The sequence below is a fragment of the Burkholderia sp. Ac-20379 genome, from assembly GCF_017104645.1.
Lineage (GTDB): Bacteria > Pseudomonadota > Gammaproteobacteria > Burkholderiales > Burkholderiaceae > Burkholderia.
The window spans coordinates 22,460-41,069 of sequence record NZ_JAAGPF010000002.1; the positions used below are offsets into that span (position 1 = coordinate 22,460).

The 18,610-nt window shown below is 66.2% G+C and carries 15 protein-coding genes and 1 tRNA gene; 13 read left to right on the top strand and 3 right to left on the bottom strand.

What is annotated here, in order from left to right; all coding sequences use genetic code 11:
- The first annotated feature begins 88 nt into the window (after positions 1 to 88).
- Both G3N92_RS00360 and G3N92_RS00365 read left to right on the top strand, forming a co-directional pair.
- Positions 89 to 1,414, top strand: coding sequence for an NAD(P)/FAD-dependent oxidoreductase (locus G3N92_RS00360; RefSeq protein WP_206125454.1), 1,326 nt, complete (start codon positions 89 to 91; stop codon positions 1,412 to 1,414).
- Positions 1,415 to 1,738: 324 nt separating this feature from the next.
- Positions 1,739 to 2,611, top strand: coding sequence for a dienelactone hydrolase family protein (locus G3N92_RS00365; RefSeq protein WP_206125455.1), 873 nt, complete (start codon positions 1,739 to 1,741; stop codon positions 2,609 to 2,611).
- 15 nt (positions 2,612 to 2,626) lie between these two features.
- On the opposite strand, the gene G3N92_RS00370 is transcribed toward G3N92_RS00365, so the two are convergent.
- Both G3N92_RS00370 and G3N92_RS00375 read right to left on the bottom strand, forming a co-directional pair.
- Positions 2,627 to 3,496 (bottom strand): sulfurtransferase, encoded by an 870-nt coding sequence (locus G3N92_RS00370; RefSeq protein WP_206125456.1) that lies wholly within the window; start codon positions 3,494 to 3,496, stop codon positions 2,627 to 2,629.
- Between the two features lie 103 nt (positions 3,497 to 3,599).
- The gene (locus G3N92_RS00375; protein WP_206125457.1) at positions 3,600 to 4,706 is read right to left on the bottom strand and encodes an aromatic ring-hydroxylating dioxygenase subunit alpha; all 1,107 of its coding nucleotides are present in this window, start codon (positions 4,704 to 4,706) and stop codon (positions 3,600 to 3,602) included.
- Positions 4,707 to 5,005: 299 nt separating this feature from the next.
- Between G3N92_RS00375 and G3N92_RS00380 the strand changes: the two genes are divergently transcribed.
- The 4 genes from G3N92_RS00380 (at position 5,006) to folE2 (ending at position 9,139) form a co-directional block, all read left to right on the top strand.
- Complete coding sequence (locus G3N92_RS00380; RefSeq protein ID WP_206125458.1) at positions 5,006 to 5,299, top strand: exodeoxyribonuclease VII small subunit; 294 nt, start codon at positions 5,006 to 5,008, stop codon at positions 5,297 to 5,299.
- Positions 5,296 to 6,180, top strand: a complete 885-nt coding sequence (locus G3N92_RS00385) for a farnesyl diphosphate synthase (protein WP_206125459.1) — start codon at positions 5,296 to 5,298, stop codon at positions 6,178 to 6,180. Before G3N92_RS00380 ends, G3N92_RS00385 begins: the two co-directional genes overlap by 4 nt.
- Positions 6,181 to 6,264: 84 nt before the next feature.
- Complete coding sequence (gene dxs / locus G3N92_RS00390; protein WP_206125460.1) at positions 6,265 to 8,169, top strand: 1-deoxy-D-xylulose-5-phosphate synthase; 1,905 nt, start codon at positions 6,265 to 6,267, stop codon at positions 8,167 to 8,169.
- A 163-nt stretch (positions 8,170 to 8,332) separates the two neighbouring features.
- On the top strand, positions 8,333 to 9,139 hold the full coding sequence (gene folE2, locus G3N92_RS00395) for a GTP cyclohydrolase FolE2 (RefSeq protein WP_206125461.1): 807 nt from the start codon (positions 8,333 to 8,335) through the stop codon (positions 9,137 to 9,139).
- A 100-nt stretch (positions 9,140 to 9,239) separates the two neighbouring features.
- Here folE2 and tsaD read toward each other — a convergent pair whose 3' ends face one another.
- Positions 9,240 to 10,280, bottom strand: a complete 1,041-nt coding sequence (gene tsaD / locus G3N92_RS00400; protein WP_206125462.1) for a tRNA (adenosine(37)-N6)-threonylcarbamoyltransferase complex transferase subunit TsaD — start codon at positions 10,278 to 10,280, stop codon at positions 9,240 to 9,242.
- 93 nt (positions 10,281 to 10,373) lie between these two features.
- Between tsaD and G3N92_RS00405 the strand changes: the two genes are divergently transcribed.
- From G3N92_RS00405 to G3N92_RS00435, 7 genes are all read left to right on the top strand, one after another.
- Positions 10,374 to 11,624, top strand: a complete 1,251-nt coding sequence (locus G3N92_RS00405; protein ID WP_277396123.1) for an NAD(P)/FAD-dependent oxidoreductase — start codon at positions 10,374 to 10,376, stop codon at positions 11,622 to 11,624.
- Positions 11,625 to 11,702: 78 nt separating this feature from the next.
- Positions 11,703 to 11,915 (top strand): 30S ribosomal protein S21, encoded by a 213-nt coding sequence (rpsU, locus tag G3N92_RS00410; RefSeq protein WP_206125464.1) that lies wholly within the window; start codon positions 11,703 to 11,705, stop codon positions 11,913 to 11,915.
- 189 nt (positions 11,916 to 12,104) lie between these two features.
- Positions 12,105 to 12,551 carry a GatB/YqeY domain-containing protein gene (locus G3N92_RS00415; RefSeq protein WP_206125465.1) on the top strand — a complete coding sequence of 149 codons (447 nt, stop codon included), beginning with the start codon at positions 12,105 to 12,107 and terminating at the stop codon, positions 12,549 to 12,551.
- A gap of 64 nt (positions 12,552 to 12,615) precedes the next feature.
- Positions 12,616 to 14,508 carry a DNA primase gene (gene dnaG / locus G3N92_RS00420; RefSeq protein ID WP_206125466.1) on the top strand — a complete coding sequence of 631 codons (1,893 nt, stop codon included), beginning with the start codon at positions 12,616 to 12,618 and terminating at the stop codon, positions 14,506 to 14,508.
- A 96-nt stretch (positions 14,509 to 14,604) separates the two neighbouring features.
- Positions 14,605 to 17,016, top strand: a complete 2,412-nt coding sequence (gene rpoD, locus G3N92_RS00425) for an RNA polymerase sigma factor RpoD (protein ID WP_206125467.1) — start codon at positions 14,605 to 14,607, stop codon at positions 17,014 to 17,016.
- A 171-nt stretch (positions 17,017 to 17,187) separates the two neighbouring features.
- A tRNA-Ile gene (locus G3N92_RS00430) sits at positions 17,188 to 17,263 on the top strand.
- A gap of 265 nt (positions 17,264 to 17,528) precedes the next feature.
- The gene (locus G3N92_RS00435) at positions 17,529 to 18,593 is read left to right on the top strand and encodes a LacI family DNA-binding transcriptional regulator (protein ID WP_206125468.1); all 1,065 of its coding nucleotides are present in this window, start codon (positions 17,529 to 17,531) and stop codon (positions 18,591 to 18,593) included.
- Positions 18,594 to 18,610: the final 17 nt, after the last annotated feature.

An 18,610-nucleotide genomic window follows, 5' to 3' on the forward strand; every position in this document is an offset into this window, starting at 1 on the left:
CGGCGGCGGCGAGGTCGTTGGCCGGTTTCATTTCGATATCGCCGTACGCCAAATCGTATGCACTCCTGAAATCAACGCGGGGGATCGAATGCATCGTTTCATCATCGTAGGCGGCGGCGCCGGCGGGCTCGAACTCGCGACCCGGCTCGGCGATCGCTACGGCGCGCGCGGCCAGCGCGAAGCCCGTGCACTCGTCACGCTGGTCGACCGTTATCCCACCCACATCTGGAAGCCGCTGCTGCACGAAGTGGCGGCCGGCAGCATGGATCCGTTCACGCAGGAGCTCGAATATGCGGCGCAGGCGCGCTGGCACGGTTTCGAATTCCAGCAGGGCGCGCTGACCTCGGTCGACCGCGGCGCGAAACGCCTGGTGGTCGCGCCGGTGCTCGACAGCGATGGCCTCGAACTGATGCCCGAGCGTACGCTCGGCTACGACACGCTCGTGATCGCGATCGGCAGCACCACGCACTTCTTCGGCACCGAGGGCGCGCAGCAGCATGCGATCGCGCTCGATACGGTGGGCGAGGCCGAGCGTTTCCGCAAGCGCCTGATCGCCGCCTGCATCCGCGCCGAGCATCGTCCGCCCGCGGCCACCGCATCGAACGAGCCGCCGATCCAGGTGGCGATCGTCGGCGCCGGCGCGACCGGCGTGGAGCTGTCGGCCGAATTGCGCAATACCGCGCAGGTGCTGTCGGCCTACGGGCTACACAAGCTCGATCCGAAGCACGACGTGGGCATCGTCTTGATCGAATCGGGGCCGCGCATTCTGCCGGCCTTGCCCGAGCGCGTCTCGACGGCGACAACCGAACTGCTCGACAAGCTCGGCGTGCGGCTCATGCTGGGCGAGCGCGTGACCGAGGTGGCGCCCGGTGTGGTGCATACCGCGAGCGGCGCGGCCGTGCGGGCCGACCTGACGGTGTGGGCCGCCGGCATCAAGGCGCCGGCCGTGCTGTCGCAACTCGACGGCCTGGCGGTGAGCCGGCTCGGCCAGCTTGCCGTGCGCCCGACGCTGCAGACCACGCTCGACGACGACATCTTCGCGCTCGGCGATTGCGCCGCCTGCGCGTGGGCCGGCACCGATCGCAACGTGCCGCCGCGCGCCCAGGCCGCGCATCAGCAGGCCAGTTTCCTGATGCGTGCGCTGGCTTGCCGGCTCGACGGCCGGCCGCTGCCGTCGTTCGCCTATCGCGATTTCGGCTCGCTCGTGTCGCTCGGGCATTTCAGTGCGGTCGGCAACCTGATGGGCGGGCTGATCGGCCGCAACATGCTGATCGAGGGGCTGTTCGCGCGCTTCATGTACATGTCGCTGTACCGCCTGCATATCGCCGCGCTGCATGGCTATCCGCGCATGATGCTCGACACCGTGGCGCACTGGCTGCGGCGTTCGACGCTGCCGCGCGTGAAGCTGCATTGAGGGCGTGACGAGGCGGCGTCGCAGCGGCGATGCGACAGATGCGGTGAACGTGGCGCGGGCATGACCGCAGCCTGACGCGCGGCTGACATCGAGCCGCCGATCGCGGCGAGCCGCCGGGGCGATGCGCGAAACAGTTGACGGCAACGTGTAAGTTTCGGCATCGTGTGCGGGTTCCGGATCGTTGGCGTTGGTGGATCCCGCGCCCCGGGCCGGTGCTCGCACCGGTTCTTCAGCCCGTTGCCGCGCGGCGTTCGCACCCGCCGTCCGTCTTTCCGGCGTCGCCTGTGCCTTGGCGTCGCCGTGCCGAATCTCAAGGAGCCTTGCATGTTGAAACCCGAAGTGGACAGCCTCGTCCCGCACGTCCCGTTCAATCGCCGCCGCTTCGTGCAGGCGCTCGGCGGTTCGTTCGCCGCCGCCGTGCTGCCCGTTTCCGCGCAGACGATCACGACCGACAGCACCGGCCTCGATTGCGACACGGTCGAGATCCGCTCGGGCGACGCCAGCGTGCCGGCCTACCGCGCGCAACCGGACGGCAAGAGCAACCTGCCGGTGATCATCGTGATCCATGAAGTGTTCGGCGTGCATGCGCATATCGCCGACGTGTGCCGGCGCTTCGCCAAGCTCGGCTATCTGGCGATCGCGCCGAACCTCTATTCGCGCCAGGGCGATCCGTCGAAGTACCCGACGATCAACGAGCTGTACGCCGCGGTCGTCAGCAAGGTGCCGGACCGCCAGGTCAGCGAGGATCTCGACGCGACGGTCATGTGGGCGGGCAAGAACGGCGGGGATCTGACGCGCCTGGGCGTGACGGGCTTCTGCTGGGGCGGCCGCCAGGCCTGGCTGTTCGCCGAGCACAATCCGCACGTGCGCGCGGCGGTGGCGTGGTACGGCAAGGTGGTGGGCGAGCGCAACGAGATGACGCCGTCGAACCCGATCGATCACGTGGCCGAGCTGAAGGCACCCGTGCTGGGCCTGTACGGCGCGAAGGACGACAGCATTCCGCAGGCGACGCTGTCGGAAATGCGCGGCAAGCTGCTGGCCAGCCCCGACAAGGTCGCGCGCGAATCGGAAATCCTCGCCTATCCGGACGCGGGGCACGCGTTTTTCGCCGACTACCGGCCGAGCTACATCAAGCCCGATGCCGACGACGGCTGGAAACGCGCGCTCGCGTGGTTCCGCAAATACGGCGTGCTGTAACGCCGTTCGCGCGGGTCAGGGATTCGGGCCGGTCGCCACCGGCCGCGACGGATCCGCGCACCATTCGCTCCACGAGCCCGCGTACAGCAGCGGGTTGTGGAGCCCCGCGATCTCCATCGCGAGCGCATTGTGGCAGGCGGTCACGCCCGAGCCGCATTGCAGGATCACGTTGTTGGCCGGCAGTTCGCCGATCACGCCCGTCCATTCCTCGCGCAGTTCATGGCCGCTCTTGAAGCGGCCTTCCGCGTTCAGGTTGTCCTTGAAGAAACGGTTGGCCGCGCCGGGGATATGGCCGCCGACCGGGTCGAGCGTCTCGTTCTCGCCGCGATAGCGGTCGGGCGAGCGAGCATCGACCACCAGACGCGATTTCGACGCGAGATTCGCCGTCACGGCGGCGGCGTCCACCACGGTTGCGAGCGGCGGCAGCGCACGGAAATCGCCGGGTTTCGGCGCGGGTACGTCGGGCGTCAGCGGCTGGCCGGCGGCTTGCCAGGCGGCCAGGCCGCCGTCGAGCACAGCCACCGAATCGTGGCCGAGCCAGCGCAGCAGCCACCACAGACGCGCGGCGTACATGCCGCCCTGGGCGTCGTAGGCCACTACTTGCTGGTTCGCGCGCAGGCCTTTTTCGGCCAGCGCGGCGACGAGCGTGTCGCGCGCCGGCAGCGGATGACGGCCGTTGGCGCCGCTCTTGGGGCCGGACAGGTCGCGATCGAGATGCAGGTAGACGGCGCCCGGCAGATGGCCGGCCGCATAGGCTTGCGCGCCGGCGTCGGGCGCGGCGAGGTCGAAACGGCAATCGAACACGAGGACGCTGTCCGGCGCGGCAGCCAGGCGTTCGGCGAGGTTGCCGGCCGAGATGAGCGTCGTGTAATGAGTGTGGGGCATGGTGGCTCCTGCTGGGAAAACGGCCGAATCCATCCAGTCTAAACAAAAAAAGACGGGCCGCAGCCCGTCTTTTTGTCGTGCCGCCGGCAGGCGCCGGCCAGCATCAGATGCTGCCGAGCTTGCGGCGCAGGAATTCGTGGAAGTGCTGCATGCCGTCTTCCATCGGGCTTTGATACGGCCCGACTTGCGATTCGCCGCGTTCCATCAGTGCGCGCCGGCCGGCGTCCATGCGAAGGGCGATTTCGTCGTCCTCGACAGCCGTTTCCATGTAGGCGGCGCGTTCGGCCTCGACGAATTCGCGTTCGAACAGCGCGATTTCCTCGGGGTAATAGAACTCGACGATGTTGGTGGTTTTCTGCGGGCCGCGCGGAATCAGCCACGACACCACGAGCACGTGCGGATACCACTCGATCATCAGGCCGGGGTAATAGACCATCCAGATCGCGCCGAATTCGGGCGGCACGCCGTCGCGGAAGCGCAGCACCTGTTCGTGCCATTTCTGGTACGTGGGGCTGCCCGGTTTGGCGAGCGCGTTGTGCACGCCGACCGTCTGCACGCTGTACCAGTCGCCGAACTCCCACTTGAGATCGTCGCAGGACACGAAGCTGCCGAGGCCCGGATGGAACGGGACGACGTGGTAATCCTCGAGGTAGACCTCGATGAACGTCTTCCAGTTGTAATCGCACTCGTGCACTTCGACGTGATCGAACAGGTAGTCCGAAAAGTTGAAGTGATGGCGCGTGCCGAGATTCGCGAGATCCTGCGCGACGTTGCGGCCTTCGGCCTCGAACAGCAGGCCCTGCCAATTCTGCAGCGGCGCCTTGTCGAGGTTCAGGCAGGGCTTGTCGGGGAAATGCGGCGCCCCGAGCAGTTGCCCGTCGAGATCGTAGGTCCAGCGGTGCAGCGGACACACGATGTTGTTCGTGTGGCCGCGGCCGTTCAGCATGATCGCCTGCCGGTGGCGGCAGACGTTCGACAGTAACTCGATGCGCGATTCCTGATTGCGCACGAGCACGCGGCCTTCCTTCTCGGAAGGCAGGGCGAAATAATCCCCGGCCTCGGGCACCATCAACTCGTGCCCGACGTAACGAGGACCTTTCTTGAACAGGGTTTCGATTTCGCGCGCGAGAAGCGCTTCATCGAAGTAAGCGGTGACAGGAAGTTGGCTCGATGCCGACTTCAATTGCAGAGCGTCGCTCAGATTGGACATTCCCACTCCCGGAAAGCGTGAAAGCAGTGAACAACCCAACCATCGAAAAATCGATTTAGGGGAACCGTTAACTATACCTGAAATTGTAGCGGCGGGGGAGGATAAGTGCCTGATTTGTGTAAAATTTTTATGTACGCTTCGTGACATTCGCGTGATGTTCACGTGACATTCGGCCCGGCCTCGGGGTGGTTGCGATGGGCTCGAGACCGCCTGCGGGGGCGGGGGCGTCACGTCAACAGGCGCTCGAATCCGCTTTTGCCGTAGAATGTCCGACTTGTTTTTAAATTTCACCTCGTTCCATGGCGAAAAACGCAACTCCGGGCGCTGCGGCGTCGGGCGCCGGCTCCGAATCGCCGCCGGCTTCCTACGAAACGGCGCTCGAGGAGCTTGAGACGCTGGTCGCAAGGATGGAGGGCGGAACGTTGAGCCTCGAGGACTCGCTGGCAGCCTATCGGCGCGGTGCGGTTCTTGTTGCGTTTTGCCAACAGCAACTCGATAAGGTGGAGCAGCAGGTGCGGGTGCTCGACGGGGCCACGCTGAAACCGCACTCCACCGGAGCGGCCGCCACGGGCGGCGAAGACGACGATCTATGACATTCGAACAATGGATGCGCGCGGTGCTGGCGCGCGTCGAAGACGCACTCGGCCACTATCTGCCGGCCGAGACGGTGGTTCCCGGCAAGCTGCACGAAGCAATGCGCTATGCGGTGTTGGGCGGCGGCAAGCGGGTTCGCCCGCTGTTGTGCCATGCCGCCGGCGAATTGACGGGCGCCACGGAGGCCGCGCGCAATGCCGCGTCGGCCGCGCTGGAGATGATCCACGTCTATTCGCTGGTGCATGACGACATGCCCTGCATGGACGACGACGCATTGCGTCGCGGCAAGCCCACGGTGCACGTCCAGTACGACGAACCGACCGCGCTGCTGGTCGGCGACGCGCTGCAATCGCAAGCGTTCGTCGCGCTGACCGACGCCGCCGCGCTGACGCCTGCGCAGCAGGCGGCGCTGGTGCGCGAACTCGCGCTGGCGAGCGGCTCGGTGGGCATGGCCGGCGGCCAGGCGATCGACCTCGACAGCGTGGGCCTGATGCTGACGCGCGAACAGCTCGAAACCATGCACCGCAAGAAAACCGGTGCGCTGCTGCGCGCCGCGGTGCGGATGGGCGCGCTGGCCGGCGAAACGCCGTCGGACGACGCGATGCGTGCGCTCGACGTGTATGCCGACGCGATCGGCCTCGCGTTCCAGGTGGTGGACGACATTCTCGATGTGACGGCCGATTCCGCAACGCTCGGCAAGACGGCGGGCAAGGATGCGGAGGCCAACAAGCCCACGTACGTGTCGATCATCGGTCTCGATGCGTCGCGCGAACTGGCCGCGCAACTGCGTGCGGATGCGCACGCGGCGCTGCAACCGTTCGGCGCGCGCGCGCAGCGCCTTGCCGAACTCGCCGACCTGGTAGTGAACCGGGTCAGCTGACGCGAAAGCCCGCCGCCGCGCTCCGGTTGCCAGGAGCGTGCACAAAGAGTGCGGGCGCGTTTGATTTCCTACAATGGAACGACGATGTACGACTTGCTGAAAACCATCGACGACCCGGCGGATCTGCGCCGCCTCGATCGTCGCCAACTGCATCCGCTCGCCGATGAGCTGCGCTCGTTCGTGATCGACAGCGTGTCGAAGACGGGCGGCCACTTGTCGTCCAACCTCGGCACGGTCGAGCTGACGATCGCGCTGCACTACGTCTTCAATACGCCGAACGACCGCATCGTGTGGGACGTCGGCCATCAGACGTATCCGCACAAGATCCTGACCGGCCGCCGCGACCAGATGGCGACGCTGCGTCAGCAGGACGGCATCTCGGGCTTCCCGCGCCGCTCGGAGTCGAACTACGACACGTTCGGTACGGCGCACTCGAGCACCTCGATCTCGGCCGCGCTCGGCATGGCGATCGGCAGCCAGCTCAATGGCGACGACCGCTTCTCGATCGCCGTGATCGGCGACGGCGCGATGACGGCCGGCATGGCGTTCGAGGCGATGAACAACGCCGGCGTGTCGGAAGATGCGAAGCTGCTCGTGATCCTCAACGACAACGACATGTCGATCTCGCCGCCGGTCGGCGCGCTGAATCGCCACCTCGCACGCCTGATGTCGGGCCGCTTCTACGCGGCCGCCCGCGCCGGCGTCGAGAAGGTGCTGAGCGTCGCGCCGCCGGTGCTCGAACTGGCGCGCAAGCTCGAAGAGCACGCGAAGGGCATGGTCGTGCCGGCCACGCTGTTCGAGGAATTCGGCTTCAACTACATCGGCCCGATCGACGGTCACGATCTCGATTCGCTGATCCCGACGCTGCAGAACATCAAGGAACTGCGCGGTCCGCAATTCCTGCACGTGGTCACCAAGAAAGGCCAGGGCTACAAGCTCGCCGAAGCCGATCCGGTGCTCTACCACGGCCCGGGCAAGTTCAATCCGGCCGAGGGCATCAAGCCGGCCACGACGCCCGCCAAGAAAACCTACACGCAAGTGTTCGGCGAGTGGCTGTGCGACATGGCCGAACTCGACGCGCGCGTGGTCGGCATCACGCCGGCGATGCGCGAAGGTTCGGGCATGGTCGAATTCGAGAAGCGCTTCCCGGATCGCTACTACGACGTCGGCATCGCCGAGCAGCACGCCGTGACGTTCGCGGGCGGCATGGCCACCGAAGGGCTGAAGCCGGTCGTCGCGATCTACTCGACGTTCCTGCAACGCGCCTACGATCAACTGATCCACGACGTCGCGCTGCAGAACCTGCCGGTGGTGTTCGCGATCGACCGTTCGGGCCTGGTCGGCGCCGACGGCGCGACGCACGCGGGCGCCTACGATCTGGCCTTCATGCGCTGCATCCCGAACATGACGGTGATGGCCGCGTCCGACGAAGACGAATGCCGCCAGATGCTCTACACGGCCGTGCAGCAGCCGAACCCGACGGCCGTGCGCTATCCGCGCGGCGCGGGCGGCGGCGTGCCCACCGTCAAGGCGATGACGGCGATTCCGGTCGGCAAGGGCGAAGTGCGCCGCCGTTCGGCTCAGCCGGAAGGCAAGCGCGTCGCGATCCTCGCGTTCGGCACGATGGTCGCACCGTCGCTGGCCGCCGCCGAGGAGCTCGACGCCACCGTGGCGAACATGCGCTTCGTGAAGCCGATCGATGCCGATCTGATCCGCGAACTCGCGCAGACGCACGACTATCTGGTCACGGTCGAAGAGGGCTGCCTGCAAGGCGGCGCCGGTTCGGCCTGCGTCGAATCCCTGATGGAAAGTGGGGTTATCCGGCCCGTACTACAATTGGGCCTCCCCGATCGCTTCATCGATCACGGCGATCCGGCCAAGCTGCTGTCGCAGTGCGGCCTCGATGCCGCCGGCATCGCGAAGTCGATCCGCGAGCGTTTCCTGAGCCAGGCCGACAGCGTCGCCGATCAGGCGAAGCGCGTGGCCTGACCGGACGCCGCGTGCCGCCCGGTTGCAATCGGGCGGCTTTCCCGACTATCCGGAACGGAAAACATGGGCCTGCGGGCCCATGTTGCTTTTCCGGGCACCCGCTTTCGAGCGGTGGCGCGCGCGCCGGCAGCGGCGCGTCGCGCGATGACAAGGACCGAACAAGATGAACCAGATGAACCCCGGCTTCGTGATGCCCGACGTGCAGAGCACGGTCGACACGCGTCAGATCCCGATCCAGCGCGTCGGCGTGCGGGCGGTCCGGCATCCGCTGACCGTGCGCACCGCGGCCGGCGAGATCCAGCCGACGGTCGGTACGTGGAACCTCGACGTGCATCTGCCCGCCGAGCAGAAGGGCACGCACATGTCGCGCTTCGTCGCGCTGCTCGAAGACAACCGCGAGCCGCTGACGGTCGACACGTTCCGCGGCCTGCTCGCGTCGATGCTCGACAAGCTCGAGGCCGAAGCCGGCCGCATCGAAGTGTCGTTCCCGTATTTCGTCAACAAGACCGCGCCGGTGTCGGGCGTGAAGAGCCTGCTCGACTATCAGGTCACGCTGGCCGGCGACGTGCGCAACGGCGCGACGCGGCTGTTCCTGAAAGTGCTGGTGCCGGTCACGAGCCTGTGCCCGTGCTCGAAGAAGATCTCGCAATACGGCGCGCACAACCAGCGCTCGCACGTGACGATCGACGCCGAACTGAACGGCGACGTGCCGGTCGAGGAACTGATCCGGATCGCCGAGGAAGAGGCGTCGTGCGAACTGTGGGGCCTGCTCAAGCGACCCGACGAGAAGTTCGTGACCGAGCGCGCCTACGAGAACCCGAAATTCGTCGAGGATCTCGTGCGCGACGTGGCGCAGCGGCTCGACGCCGATGCGCGGATCGTCGCCTACGTGCTGGAAGCCGAGAACTTCGAATCGATCCACAATCACAGCGCCTACGCGCTGATCGAGCGCGACAAGCGCGCGGCCTGAGCCGTGCTTCCGGCGTCCGCGTCGGGCCGATAAAAAACCCCGCGTCGCGAATGGCGACGCGGGGTTTTTCTTTGAGGCCGGCGAGCGAGGCCGGCCGGGTTCAGCGTGCGAGCGAGGTCAGATCCCAGCGCGGCTTGACGGTGAACGCGTAATCGCGATTGGCCTGATCGGGCCAGCGCTCGAGGCGCAGCGCGCCGGCCAGCGCGATCATCGCGCCGTTGTCGGTGCAGAGCGCGAGGTCAGGGTAGTGCACGTGGAAGCCGCGCTTCTTCGCGGCGGCCGACAGCGCCGCGCGCAGTTGCCGGTTCGCGCCCACGCCGCCCGCCACCACGAGCCGCTTGAGTCGGGTCTGCTTGAGCGCCGCGAGCGATTTCGCCACCAGCACGTCGACCGCCGCATCGACGAAGCCGCGCGCCAGATCGGCCTTGGCCGCGTCGAGCGCTTCGCCCGTCGCGCCGCTGGCCTGGATCTTCTTCATCTGCGTGAGCACCGCCGTTTTCAGGCCGCTGAAGCTGAAATCGAGATCGCCCGAGTGCAGCATCGGCCGCGGCAGCGCCACCGCGCCCGGCGTGCCGAGCTCGGCCAGCTTCGACACTTCCGGGCCGCCCGGATAGCCCAGGCCGATCAGCTTGGCCGTTTTGTCGAACGCTTCGCCGGCCGCATCGTCGAGCGTTTCGCCAAGCGTTTCGTACACGCCCACGTCGGTCACGCGCATCAACTGCGTGTGGCCGCCCGACACCAGCAGCGCGACGAACGGGAACGGCGGCGGTTCGTCGACCAGCAGCGGCGACAGCAGGTGCCCTTCGAGATGATGAATGCCGACGGTGGGCTTGTCCCACGCCATCGCGAGCGCGTTGGCGATGCTCGCGCCCACCAGCAGCGCGCCGGCGAGGCCCGGGCCTTGCGTGAAGGCGATCGCGTCGATCTGCTCGCGCTCGACGCCGCCCTCGGCGAATACCTGCTCGAGCAGCGGCAGCGCGCGGCGGATGTGGTCGCGCGAGGCGAGTTCGGGCACGACGCCGCCGTATTCGCGGTGCATCGCGATCTGCGAGTGGAGCGCGTGGGAGACGAGGCCGCGCTGCGTATCGTAGAGCGCGAGGCCGGTTTCGTCGCACGAACTTTCGATGCCGAGGACAAGCATGGTTCGGTGGGGCGGCCGTGCGGCCGGGTAAACAATGGCAACCGGGCAGTATACCAGCGGGGCCGCCCCTCGGCCTGACGGCCAGCGCCGCCGATGCCGCGCCAATCCGCGGTTACAATCCGCGCCATGGAAAATTTCGATATCGCCGTGATCGGCGCGGGCGCGGCCGGCATGATGAGCGCGGCCGTCGCCGGGCAGCTTGGGCGCCGCGTCGTGCTGATCGACCACGCGCCGCGGCTGGCCGAGAAGATCCGCATCTCGGGCGGCGGGCGCTGCAACTTCACGAATCTGCAGGCGGGGCCGGACAATTATCTGTCGCAGAACCCGCGTTTTTGCCGGTCGGCGCTGGCGCGTTATACGCCGCGCGATTTCCTCGACCTGCTGCGCCGCCACCGCATCAGTTGGCACGAGAAGCACAAGGGCCAGTTGTTCTGCGACCAGCAGAGCGAAGGCATCATCGACGTGCTGAAGGCCGAGTGCGACGCGGGGCGCATCGCCTGGCGGCGGCCGGTGTCGGTCGAGGCGGTGCGGCATGCCGATGGCGCCGGCTTCACGCTCGACACGAGCGCCGGGGCGATCGGCGCGAAGGCGCTGATCATTGCCACCGGCGGCCTGTCGATCCCGAAGATCGGCGCCACCGATTTCGCCTACCGGCTCGCCAAGCAGTTCGGCCACAAGCTGATCGACACGCGCCCGGCGCTGGTGCCGCTGACGTTCGCCGCGGCCGACTGGGCGCCGTTCTCGGCGCTGTCGGGCGTGTCGCTCGAGGTGCGTGTCTCGACCGGCGGCAAGAAGGACGGCGGCGAATTCGTCGAGGATCTGCTGCTCACGCATCGCGGGCTGTCCGGGCCGGGCATCCTGCAGATTTCGAGCTACTGGAAGCCGGGCGAGCCGATCCACCTCGACCTGCTGCCGCGCGAGGACGCCACCGAGGCGCTGCTGGCCGCCAAATCGGGTTCGAAGCGCCAGATCGGCCCGCTGTTGTCGGAATGGGTGCCGTCGCGGCTCGCCCAGGTCTGGCTCGACGGACAGAAGCTGGCCCACGACGCGCGGCTCGCCGATCTGCCCGACAAGGCGCTGCGCCAGGTGGGCGGCGCGCTGTCGCGCTGGAGCCTGGTGCCCGACGGCACCGAGGGCTACAAGAAGGCCGAGGTCACCAAGGGCGGCGTCGACACGCGCGAATTGTCCTCGTCGACGATGATGAGCGCGCGCGTGCCGGGCCTCTATTTCGTCGGCGAATCGGTCGACGTGACGGGCTGGCTCGGCGGCTACAACTTCCAGTGGGCGTGGGCCTCGGGCGTGGCCGCCGGGCAGGCCGCGGCCGACCTGACCGGAAGTGCTTGACTCGGTAGTGCGTTTGTGCAGCCTGTCTGCTATACTCGGAACCCTTTCTCCGCGGTTTTTATTTTTCAGTGACGGGTCATGACGATCATTCGCTTAAAAGAAAACGAGCCTTTCGAAGTTGCCATGCGCCGCTTCAAGCGGACGATCGAGAAGAACGGTCTGCTGACCGAACTTCGGGCGCGCGAGTTCTACGAGAAGCCGACGGCCGAGCGCAAGCGCAAGAAGGCCGCCGCGGTGAAGCGCCACTACAAGCGCATTCGCGGTCAGACGCTGCCGAAGAAGCTCTACTGAGCGCACGTTACCTGTTTCAACCCTCTTTCGAGGCGCCGCAAGGTTTGTCGGGCGGCGCAGCGGTGGTCCCATCCAGCGGGCTGTCGATGCCGGATTCGAGCAAACCCGCTTGAGCAAGCCCTCAAGCGGGTTTTTGTATTGATGTCCGGCTTCCGGGCATCCGACGTTTTTTTCTTTCCGGGTGAAGCAATGAGTTTGAAAGACCAGATCAGCGAAGACATGAAGGCCGCGATGCGCGCGAAGGATACGGCGCGGCTCGGCACGATCCGCCTGCTGCTTTCCGCGATCAAGCAGCGCGAAGTCGACGAGCGCATCACGCTCGACGACGCGGCCGTCGTCGGCGTCGTCGACAAGATGCTCAAGCAGCGCAAGGATTCGATCTCGCAGTTCCAGGCCGCCGGCCGCGACGATCTGGTCGCGCAGGAGCAGGCCGAAGTCGACGTGCTGGTCGCCTACATGCCGGCGCAACTGTCGGAAGCCGAAGTGGCCGACGCCGTGCAGGAAGCCGTGGTGGCGGCCGGCGCGAGCGGCCCGCAGGACATGGGCAAGGTGATGGCCGTGCTGAAGAGCAAGCTGGCCGGCAAGGCCGACATGACCGCCGTGTCTGCGCTGGTCAAGGCCGCGCTCACGAAGTAAGCCGGCGGCCGGCGCCGCTGCGCGCCGGCCGTCCATCGCTCCACGCCGCCCGGGCCGCCATTACGTGATTCCGAGTTCGTTCCTGCAGGATCTGCTGAACCGCGTCGATATCGTCGACGTGGTGGGCCGCTTCGTCCAGTTGAAGAAGGGCGGCGCCAATTTCATGGGGCTCTGCCCGTTTCACAACGAAAAGAGCCCGTCGTTCACGGTCAGCCCGACCAAGCAGTTCTATCACTGCTTCGGGTGCGGCGCGCACGGCACCGCGATCGGCTTCCTGATGGAGCACGCCGGGCTGAGTTTTCCCGAGGCGGTGCAGGATCTGGCGCAGTCGGTCGGGATGACGGTGCCGCACGAGCCGTCGCCGCTGCGCGGCGGCGGCGGTGGCGGTGGCGGCAGCTACTCGGGCGAGGGCGGCGGCTTGCCGCCCGCGTCGAAGTCGGTCACCACGGCGCTGACCGACGTCATGCAGACGGCCAACGAGTATTACCGCAAGCAGTTGCGCGGCGCGCCCAACGCGATCGAGTACCTGAAGCGGCGCGGGCTGACCGGCGAGATCGCGATGCGCTTCGGGCTCGGTTACGCGCCCGACGGCTGGCAGAACCTGGAATCAGCCTACGAGGATTACCGGGCCGATACGCTGGTCGACGCCGGGCTCGTGATCGTCAGCGAGAAAACCGATGCGAACGGCACGGCGCGCCGCTACGACCGGTTCCGGGAGCGGATCATGTTCCCGATCCGCAACGTGAAGGGCAACGTGATCGGCTTCGGCGGTCGCGTGCTCGATTCGGGCGAGCCGAAGTACTTGAATTCTCCGGAAACGCCGCTATTCAACAAGGGTAGCGAGTTGTACGGGCTGTTCGAGGCGCGCCTGGCGATTCGCGAGCACAAGTACGCGCTGGTGGTGGAAGGCTACATGGACGTGGTGGCGCTGGCCCAGCTCGGTTTTCCGAACGCGGTGGCCACGCTCGGCACGGCCTGTACGCCGGTTCACGTGCAGAAGCTGTTGCGGCAAACCGATACCGTGGTGTTCAGCTTCGACGGCGATTCGGCCGGCCGCCGCGCCGCGCGTCGCGCGCTGGAGGCCTGCCTGCCGCACGCGGCCGACAATCGCACGATCCGCTTCCTGTTCCTGCCGGCCGAGCACGATCCGGACAGCTACGTGCGCGAATTCGGCGCCGATGCGTTTTCCGATCAGGTGAAGCGCGCGATGCCGCTGTCGCAGTTCCTACTGAACGAATCGATCTCGGGCAAGGAGCTGGATCAGCCGGAAGGTCGCGCGAAGGCGCTGTTCGAGGCCAAGCCGCTGTTGCAGGCGCTGCCGGCCAACGCGTTACGTGCGCAGATCATGCACATGTTCGCCGACCGGCTGAAGATTCCGTTCGAGGAAGTGGCGGGGCTCAGCGACGTCGATGCCCGGATTGCCGCGCCGGTGCGCGAGGCGCCCGCGCGCGCCGATCGCCGCCGCGTGACCGACAACGAGAAGCGTGCGTTGCGCAATCTGGTCATGCATCCGCGCATCGTCGCGTTGCTCGATGCCGAAGAGATCGACACGCTGCGCGGTTTGCCGAGAAATGGGGAACTGTTCGACGAGATCTTCACGATCGCGCGCGAATTGGGCGATACGGCCGAATTCCGGATGTTGTCCGACGTTCTGCGCAATTCGACCAACGCGGAAACGTACGACGAAATTTTCCGCGAAATTCTCGACTATGATGAAAACGTCCGCGACCTGCTGATGCAGAGCCCGGAGGACGAGGCGGGACAGGAAGCGATGCAGGAACGCGAGCGGATCGCCGGCGCGGAATTCAAGGCGGCGGTGCTCAAGATGCGCTATGACGCCTGCAACGACCGGATGAACCAGTTGTCGCGGCAATCCAAGCATTCCCCGGAGGAGTTGAGCGAGCTGATGGCCCTCAACCGGGCACGCACGGAAATGAAGGCAAAACTCGGGCTGTAAACGAGGAACAATGGGGGCGGCTGGAGGCTTTCCCCGACGTGCTATAATACAAGGTTTTCAGCGGTTTGTTTTCTAAGCACAGAGGCGAAATTCGCAATGGCAAAGACAACAGGCGGGAAAAGAGCAGTGGGCACGGGCTCCGACGAGCCGACCAACAAGGTCACGAAAGCCAGGACTGTATCTTCCGCCCGGGTGTCTGCCGGCGCATCGCCCACTGGCGGAAAACGCACCGCTGCCGGCACTGCGAAGGCTGCGCCGGCACCGACGGTTCGCGCATCAAGAGCCGTCGCGAAATCCGAATCGCGTACGGCGCCCACGCCGTCGGCGAGACGGGCGAGTGCGAATAGCGCAAGGGCAGCGGCTGCCGCCGCGGACGAAACGGCAGTGCGCACTACTCATGCATCCACGGTTCAAGAGGCTGTTGTCCAGCAGCCGCGAGTCGATTTAGCCGGTACGGCGAACTCCATGACGAAAAAGTTGAACGAAGTATCCGTCGATGACGACGCAACGCAGAGCGACGAGCAGCCGACCGCTGCAACGGGTAAGGAGAAGACCAAGGCGCGCGATCGCCGCGCGAAAGAAAAGCTGCTGCTGAAGGAAGCGTTCGCCACGAGCCAGCCCGGCACCGCCGAGGAGCTCGAGGAACGACGCGTCAAGCTGCGCGCGCTGATCAAGCTTGGCAAGGAACGTGGCTTCCTGACCTACGCCGAAATCAACGATCACCTGCCGGACAACTTCACGGAAACGGAAGCCCTGGAAGGGATCATCGGCACGTTCAACGACATGGGCGTGGCTGTCTACGAGCAGGCGCCCGATGCCGAAACGCTGCTGCTGAACGACAACGCGCCGGCGGCTTCGTCGGACGACGAAGTCGAGGAAGAGGCCGAAGTCGCGCTGTCCACCGTCGATTCGGAATTCGGTCGCACGACCGATCCGGTCCGGATGTACATGCGTGAAATGGGCACGGTCGAGCTGCTGACGCGCGAAGGCGAAATCGAAATCGCGAAGCGCATCGAAGACGGCCTGCGCCACATGGTGATGGCCATCTCCGCGTGCCCGACCACGATCGCCGACATCCTCGCGATGGCCGAGCGCGTGGCGAACGAGGAAATCCGCGTCGACGAACTGGTCGACGGCCTGAACGATCCGAACGCCGAGGATTCCGACGGCTTCAACGCGAAGGAAGCGGAAGAAGCCGAAGCTGCGGACGCCGAGGAAGAGGAAGCCGACGAGAACGAGGAAGAAGAGGACGACGACGGCGCGGCGCAGGCTACGGCCAACGCGGCGCAGCTCGAAGCTCTGAAGCGCACCTCGCTCGAGAAGTTCGCCCTCATCAGCGAATGGTTCGACAAGATGCGCCGCGCGTTCGAGAAGGAAGGCTACAAGTCGAAGGCCTACCTGAAGGCGCAGGAAACGATCCAGAACGAACTGATGTCGATCCGCTTCACGGCGCGTACCGTCGAGCGTCTGTGCGACACGCTGCGTGCGCAGGTCGACGAAGTGCGTCAGGTCGAGCGTCAGATCCTGCACATCGTGGTCGACAAGTGCGGCATGCCGCGTTCGGAATTCATCACGCGCTTCCCGGGCAGCGAAACGGATCTCACGTGGGCCGAGAAGGTCGCGGGCGAAAGCCATTCGTACAGCGCGATCCTCGAACGCAACGTGCCGGCGATCCACGAGCAGCAGCAACGTCTGCTCGATCTGCAGGCGCGCGTCGTGCTGCCGCTGAAGGATCTGAAGGAAACCAACCGCCAGATGGCGGCCGGCGAACTGAAGGCGCGTCAGGCCAAGCGTGAAATGACCGAGGCCAACCTGCGTCTCGTGATCTCGATCGCCAAGAAGTACACGAACCGCGGCCTGCAGTTCCTCGACCTGATCCAGGAAGGCAACATCGGCCTGATGAAGGCGGTGGATAAGTTCGAATACCGTCGCGGCTACAAGTTCTCGACCTATGCGACGTGGTGGATCCGTCAGGCCATCACGCGTTCGATCGCGGACCAGGCACGTACGATCCGGATCCCGGTTCACATGATCGAAACGATCAACAAGATGAACCGCATCTCGCGTCAGATCCTGCAGGAAACCGGCCTCGAGCCGGATCCGGCAACGCTGGCCGAGAAGATGGAAATGCCGGAAGACAAGATCCGCAAGATCATGAAGATCGCGAAGGAGCCGATCTCGATGGAAACGCCGATCGGTGACGACGACGATTCCCATCTGGGCGATTTCATCGAGGATTCGAACACGGTGGCTCCGGCCGATGCCGCGCTGCACGCCAGCATGCGCGACGTCGTGAAGGACGTGCTCGACTCGCTGACGCCGCGCGAAGCGAAGGTGCTGCGCATGCGTTTCGGTATCGAGATGAGCACCGATCACACGCTGGAAGAAGTCGGCAAGCAGTTCGATGTCACGCGTGAGCGGATCCGTCAGATCGAGGCCAAGGCGCTGCGCAAGCTGCGTCACCCGAGCCGCTCGGACAAGCTGAAGTCGTTCCTCGAAGGGAACTGATCGAAGGCGCTGTCCCGGCCGCCGCCGGTTGCACGACCGGCGGCGGTGCTTGTCTCCCCAATTGTTCGGTACAATGCCGTCCCCGGTGCCGCCAGCGGCATGCGAGGCGCGCGTCCCGGTGCGGTTCTCCACCGCGTCGCCGTTCATCCAGCAGTTCTCAGCAGCAACTCAGGGCCTGTAGCTCAGCGGTTAGAGCAGTCGACTCATAATCGATTGGTCGCGGGTTCAAACCCCGCCGGGCCCACCATATTCCCCTGCAATCAAGTCCGAAGCTGTCTTGCAGCGATTTATCGGTGTCCATTTTGATTCGACGTCGCGAGCTTGCTCGAAGGCCTCGCGACCCACGCCGCCAAAATGACCATGCCGCATGTTCCGATCAGTCCAGCGCTCGCCGATCCCCCACCCAGCCAGTTCCCTTTGCGCCGGGAGCCGTAAGGCATAATCCGGAACGAGACGCGGCGGCGCCTCGGGCCGCTGGCGGCGCTGTCTCGGGTGCCGCGCCGCAAGTCGAAATGCATCGGTTCGAGGGCATCAACTTGGCAGTGGACAATTCTTCTTCAACGGTCAAACGGCGCGTGCGCCGTGGCAGCGGACGCGTGACGCTGGCCGATGTGGCACGTGCGGCCGGCGTTGCGCACATGACAGCCTCGCGGGCGCTCAACGCGCCCGACACGGTCAATCCGGAGATGGTCGAACGTGTGCGCCGCGCCGTGATCGAAACCGGCTACGTACCCAACTTGCTGGCCGGCGGGCTGGCCTCGGCGCGCAGCCTGCTCGTCGCGGTGATCGTGCCGAGCCTGGCGTCCACCATCTACCTCGAGTTCGTGCAGTCGCTGCGCAGCAGGCTGGCGAGCAAGGGCTATCAGATGATCCTTGGCGAGGCCGACTACGGCAACCAGTCCGAGCCGGGGCTGCTCGACGCGCTGATCGCGCGCCGGCCCGATGCGATCGTGACGGTCGGCGGCGTGCGCTCCGAGGAGGGCCGCCAGCGCCTGCTGGCCTCGGCGATTCCCGTCATCGAAACCTGGGACATGCCGCCGCGGCCGCTCGACATGGTGGTCGGCTTCTCGCAGAGCGCGGTGGGCCGCGCCGCCGCCGATTTCCTGCTAGAACAGGCCTGGCGTCACGTCGCGATCATCAGCGCAGACGACGCGCGCGCCGCGATGCGTGCCGAAGGTTTCCTCGAGACGATCCACGCCAAGGATCCGTCGGTGCGCGTGGAATCGGTGCGAATTCCGGCGCCGAGCACGCTCGGCGAGGGGCGTCGCGCGCTGGCCGGCGTGCTGGCGCGCGCGAGCACGGTGCGCGCCGTGTTCTGCACCTCCGACATGGTCGCGCTCGGCGTGCTGACCGAGGCGAAGGCGCAGGGCCTGCGCGTGCCGGAAGATCTGGCCGTGGTCGGCTATGGCGACCTGAACTTCGCGCCCGACACCGATCCGCCGCTCACCACGATCCGCGCCGACGGCAGGATCATCGGCGAGGAAACCGCGCGCCTGATCTTCGCGCGGGCCGCGAACCAGGCCGCCGAGCCCATCGTCGACGTCGGGTTCTCGATGGTGCGGCGCGCTTCCGCCTGATTCCGTTTCACCCCCGC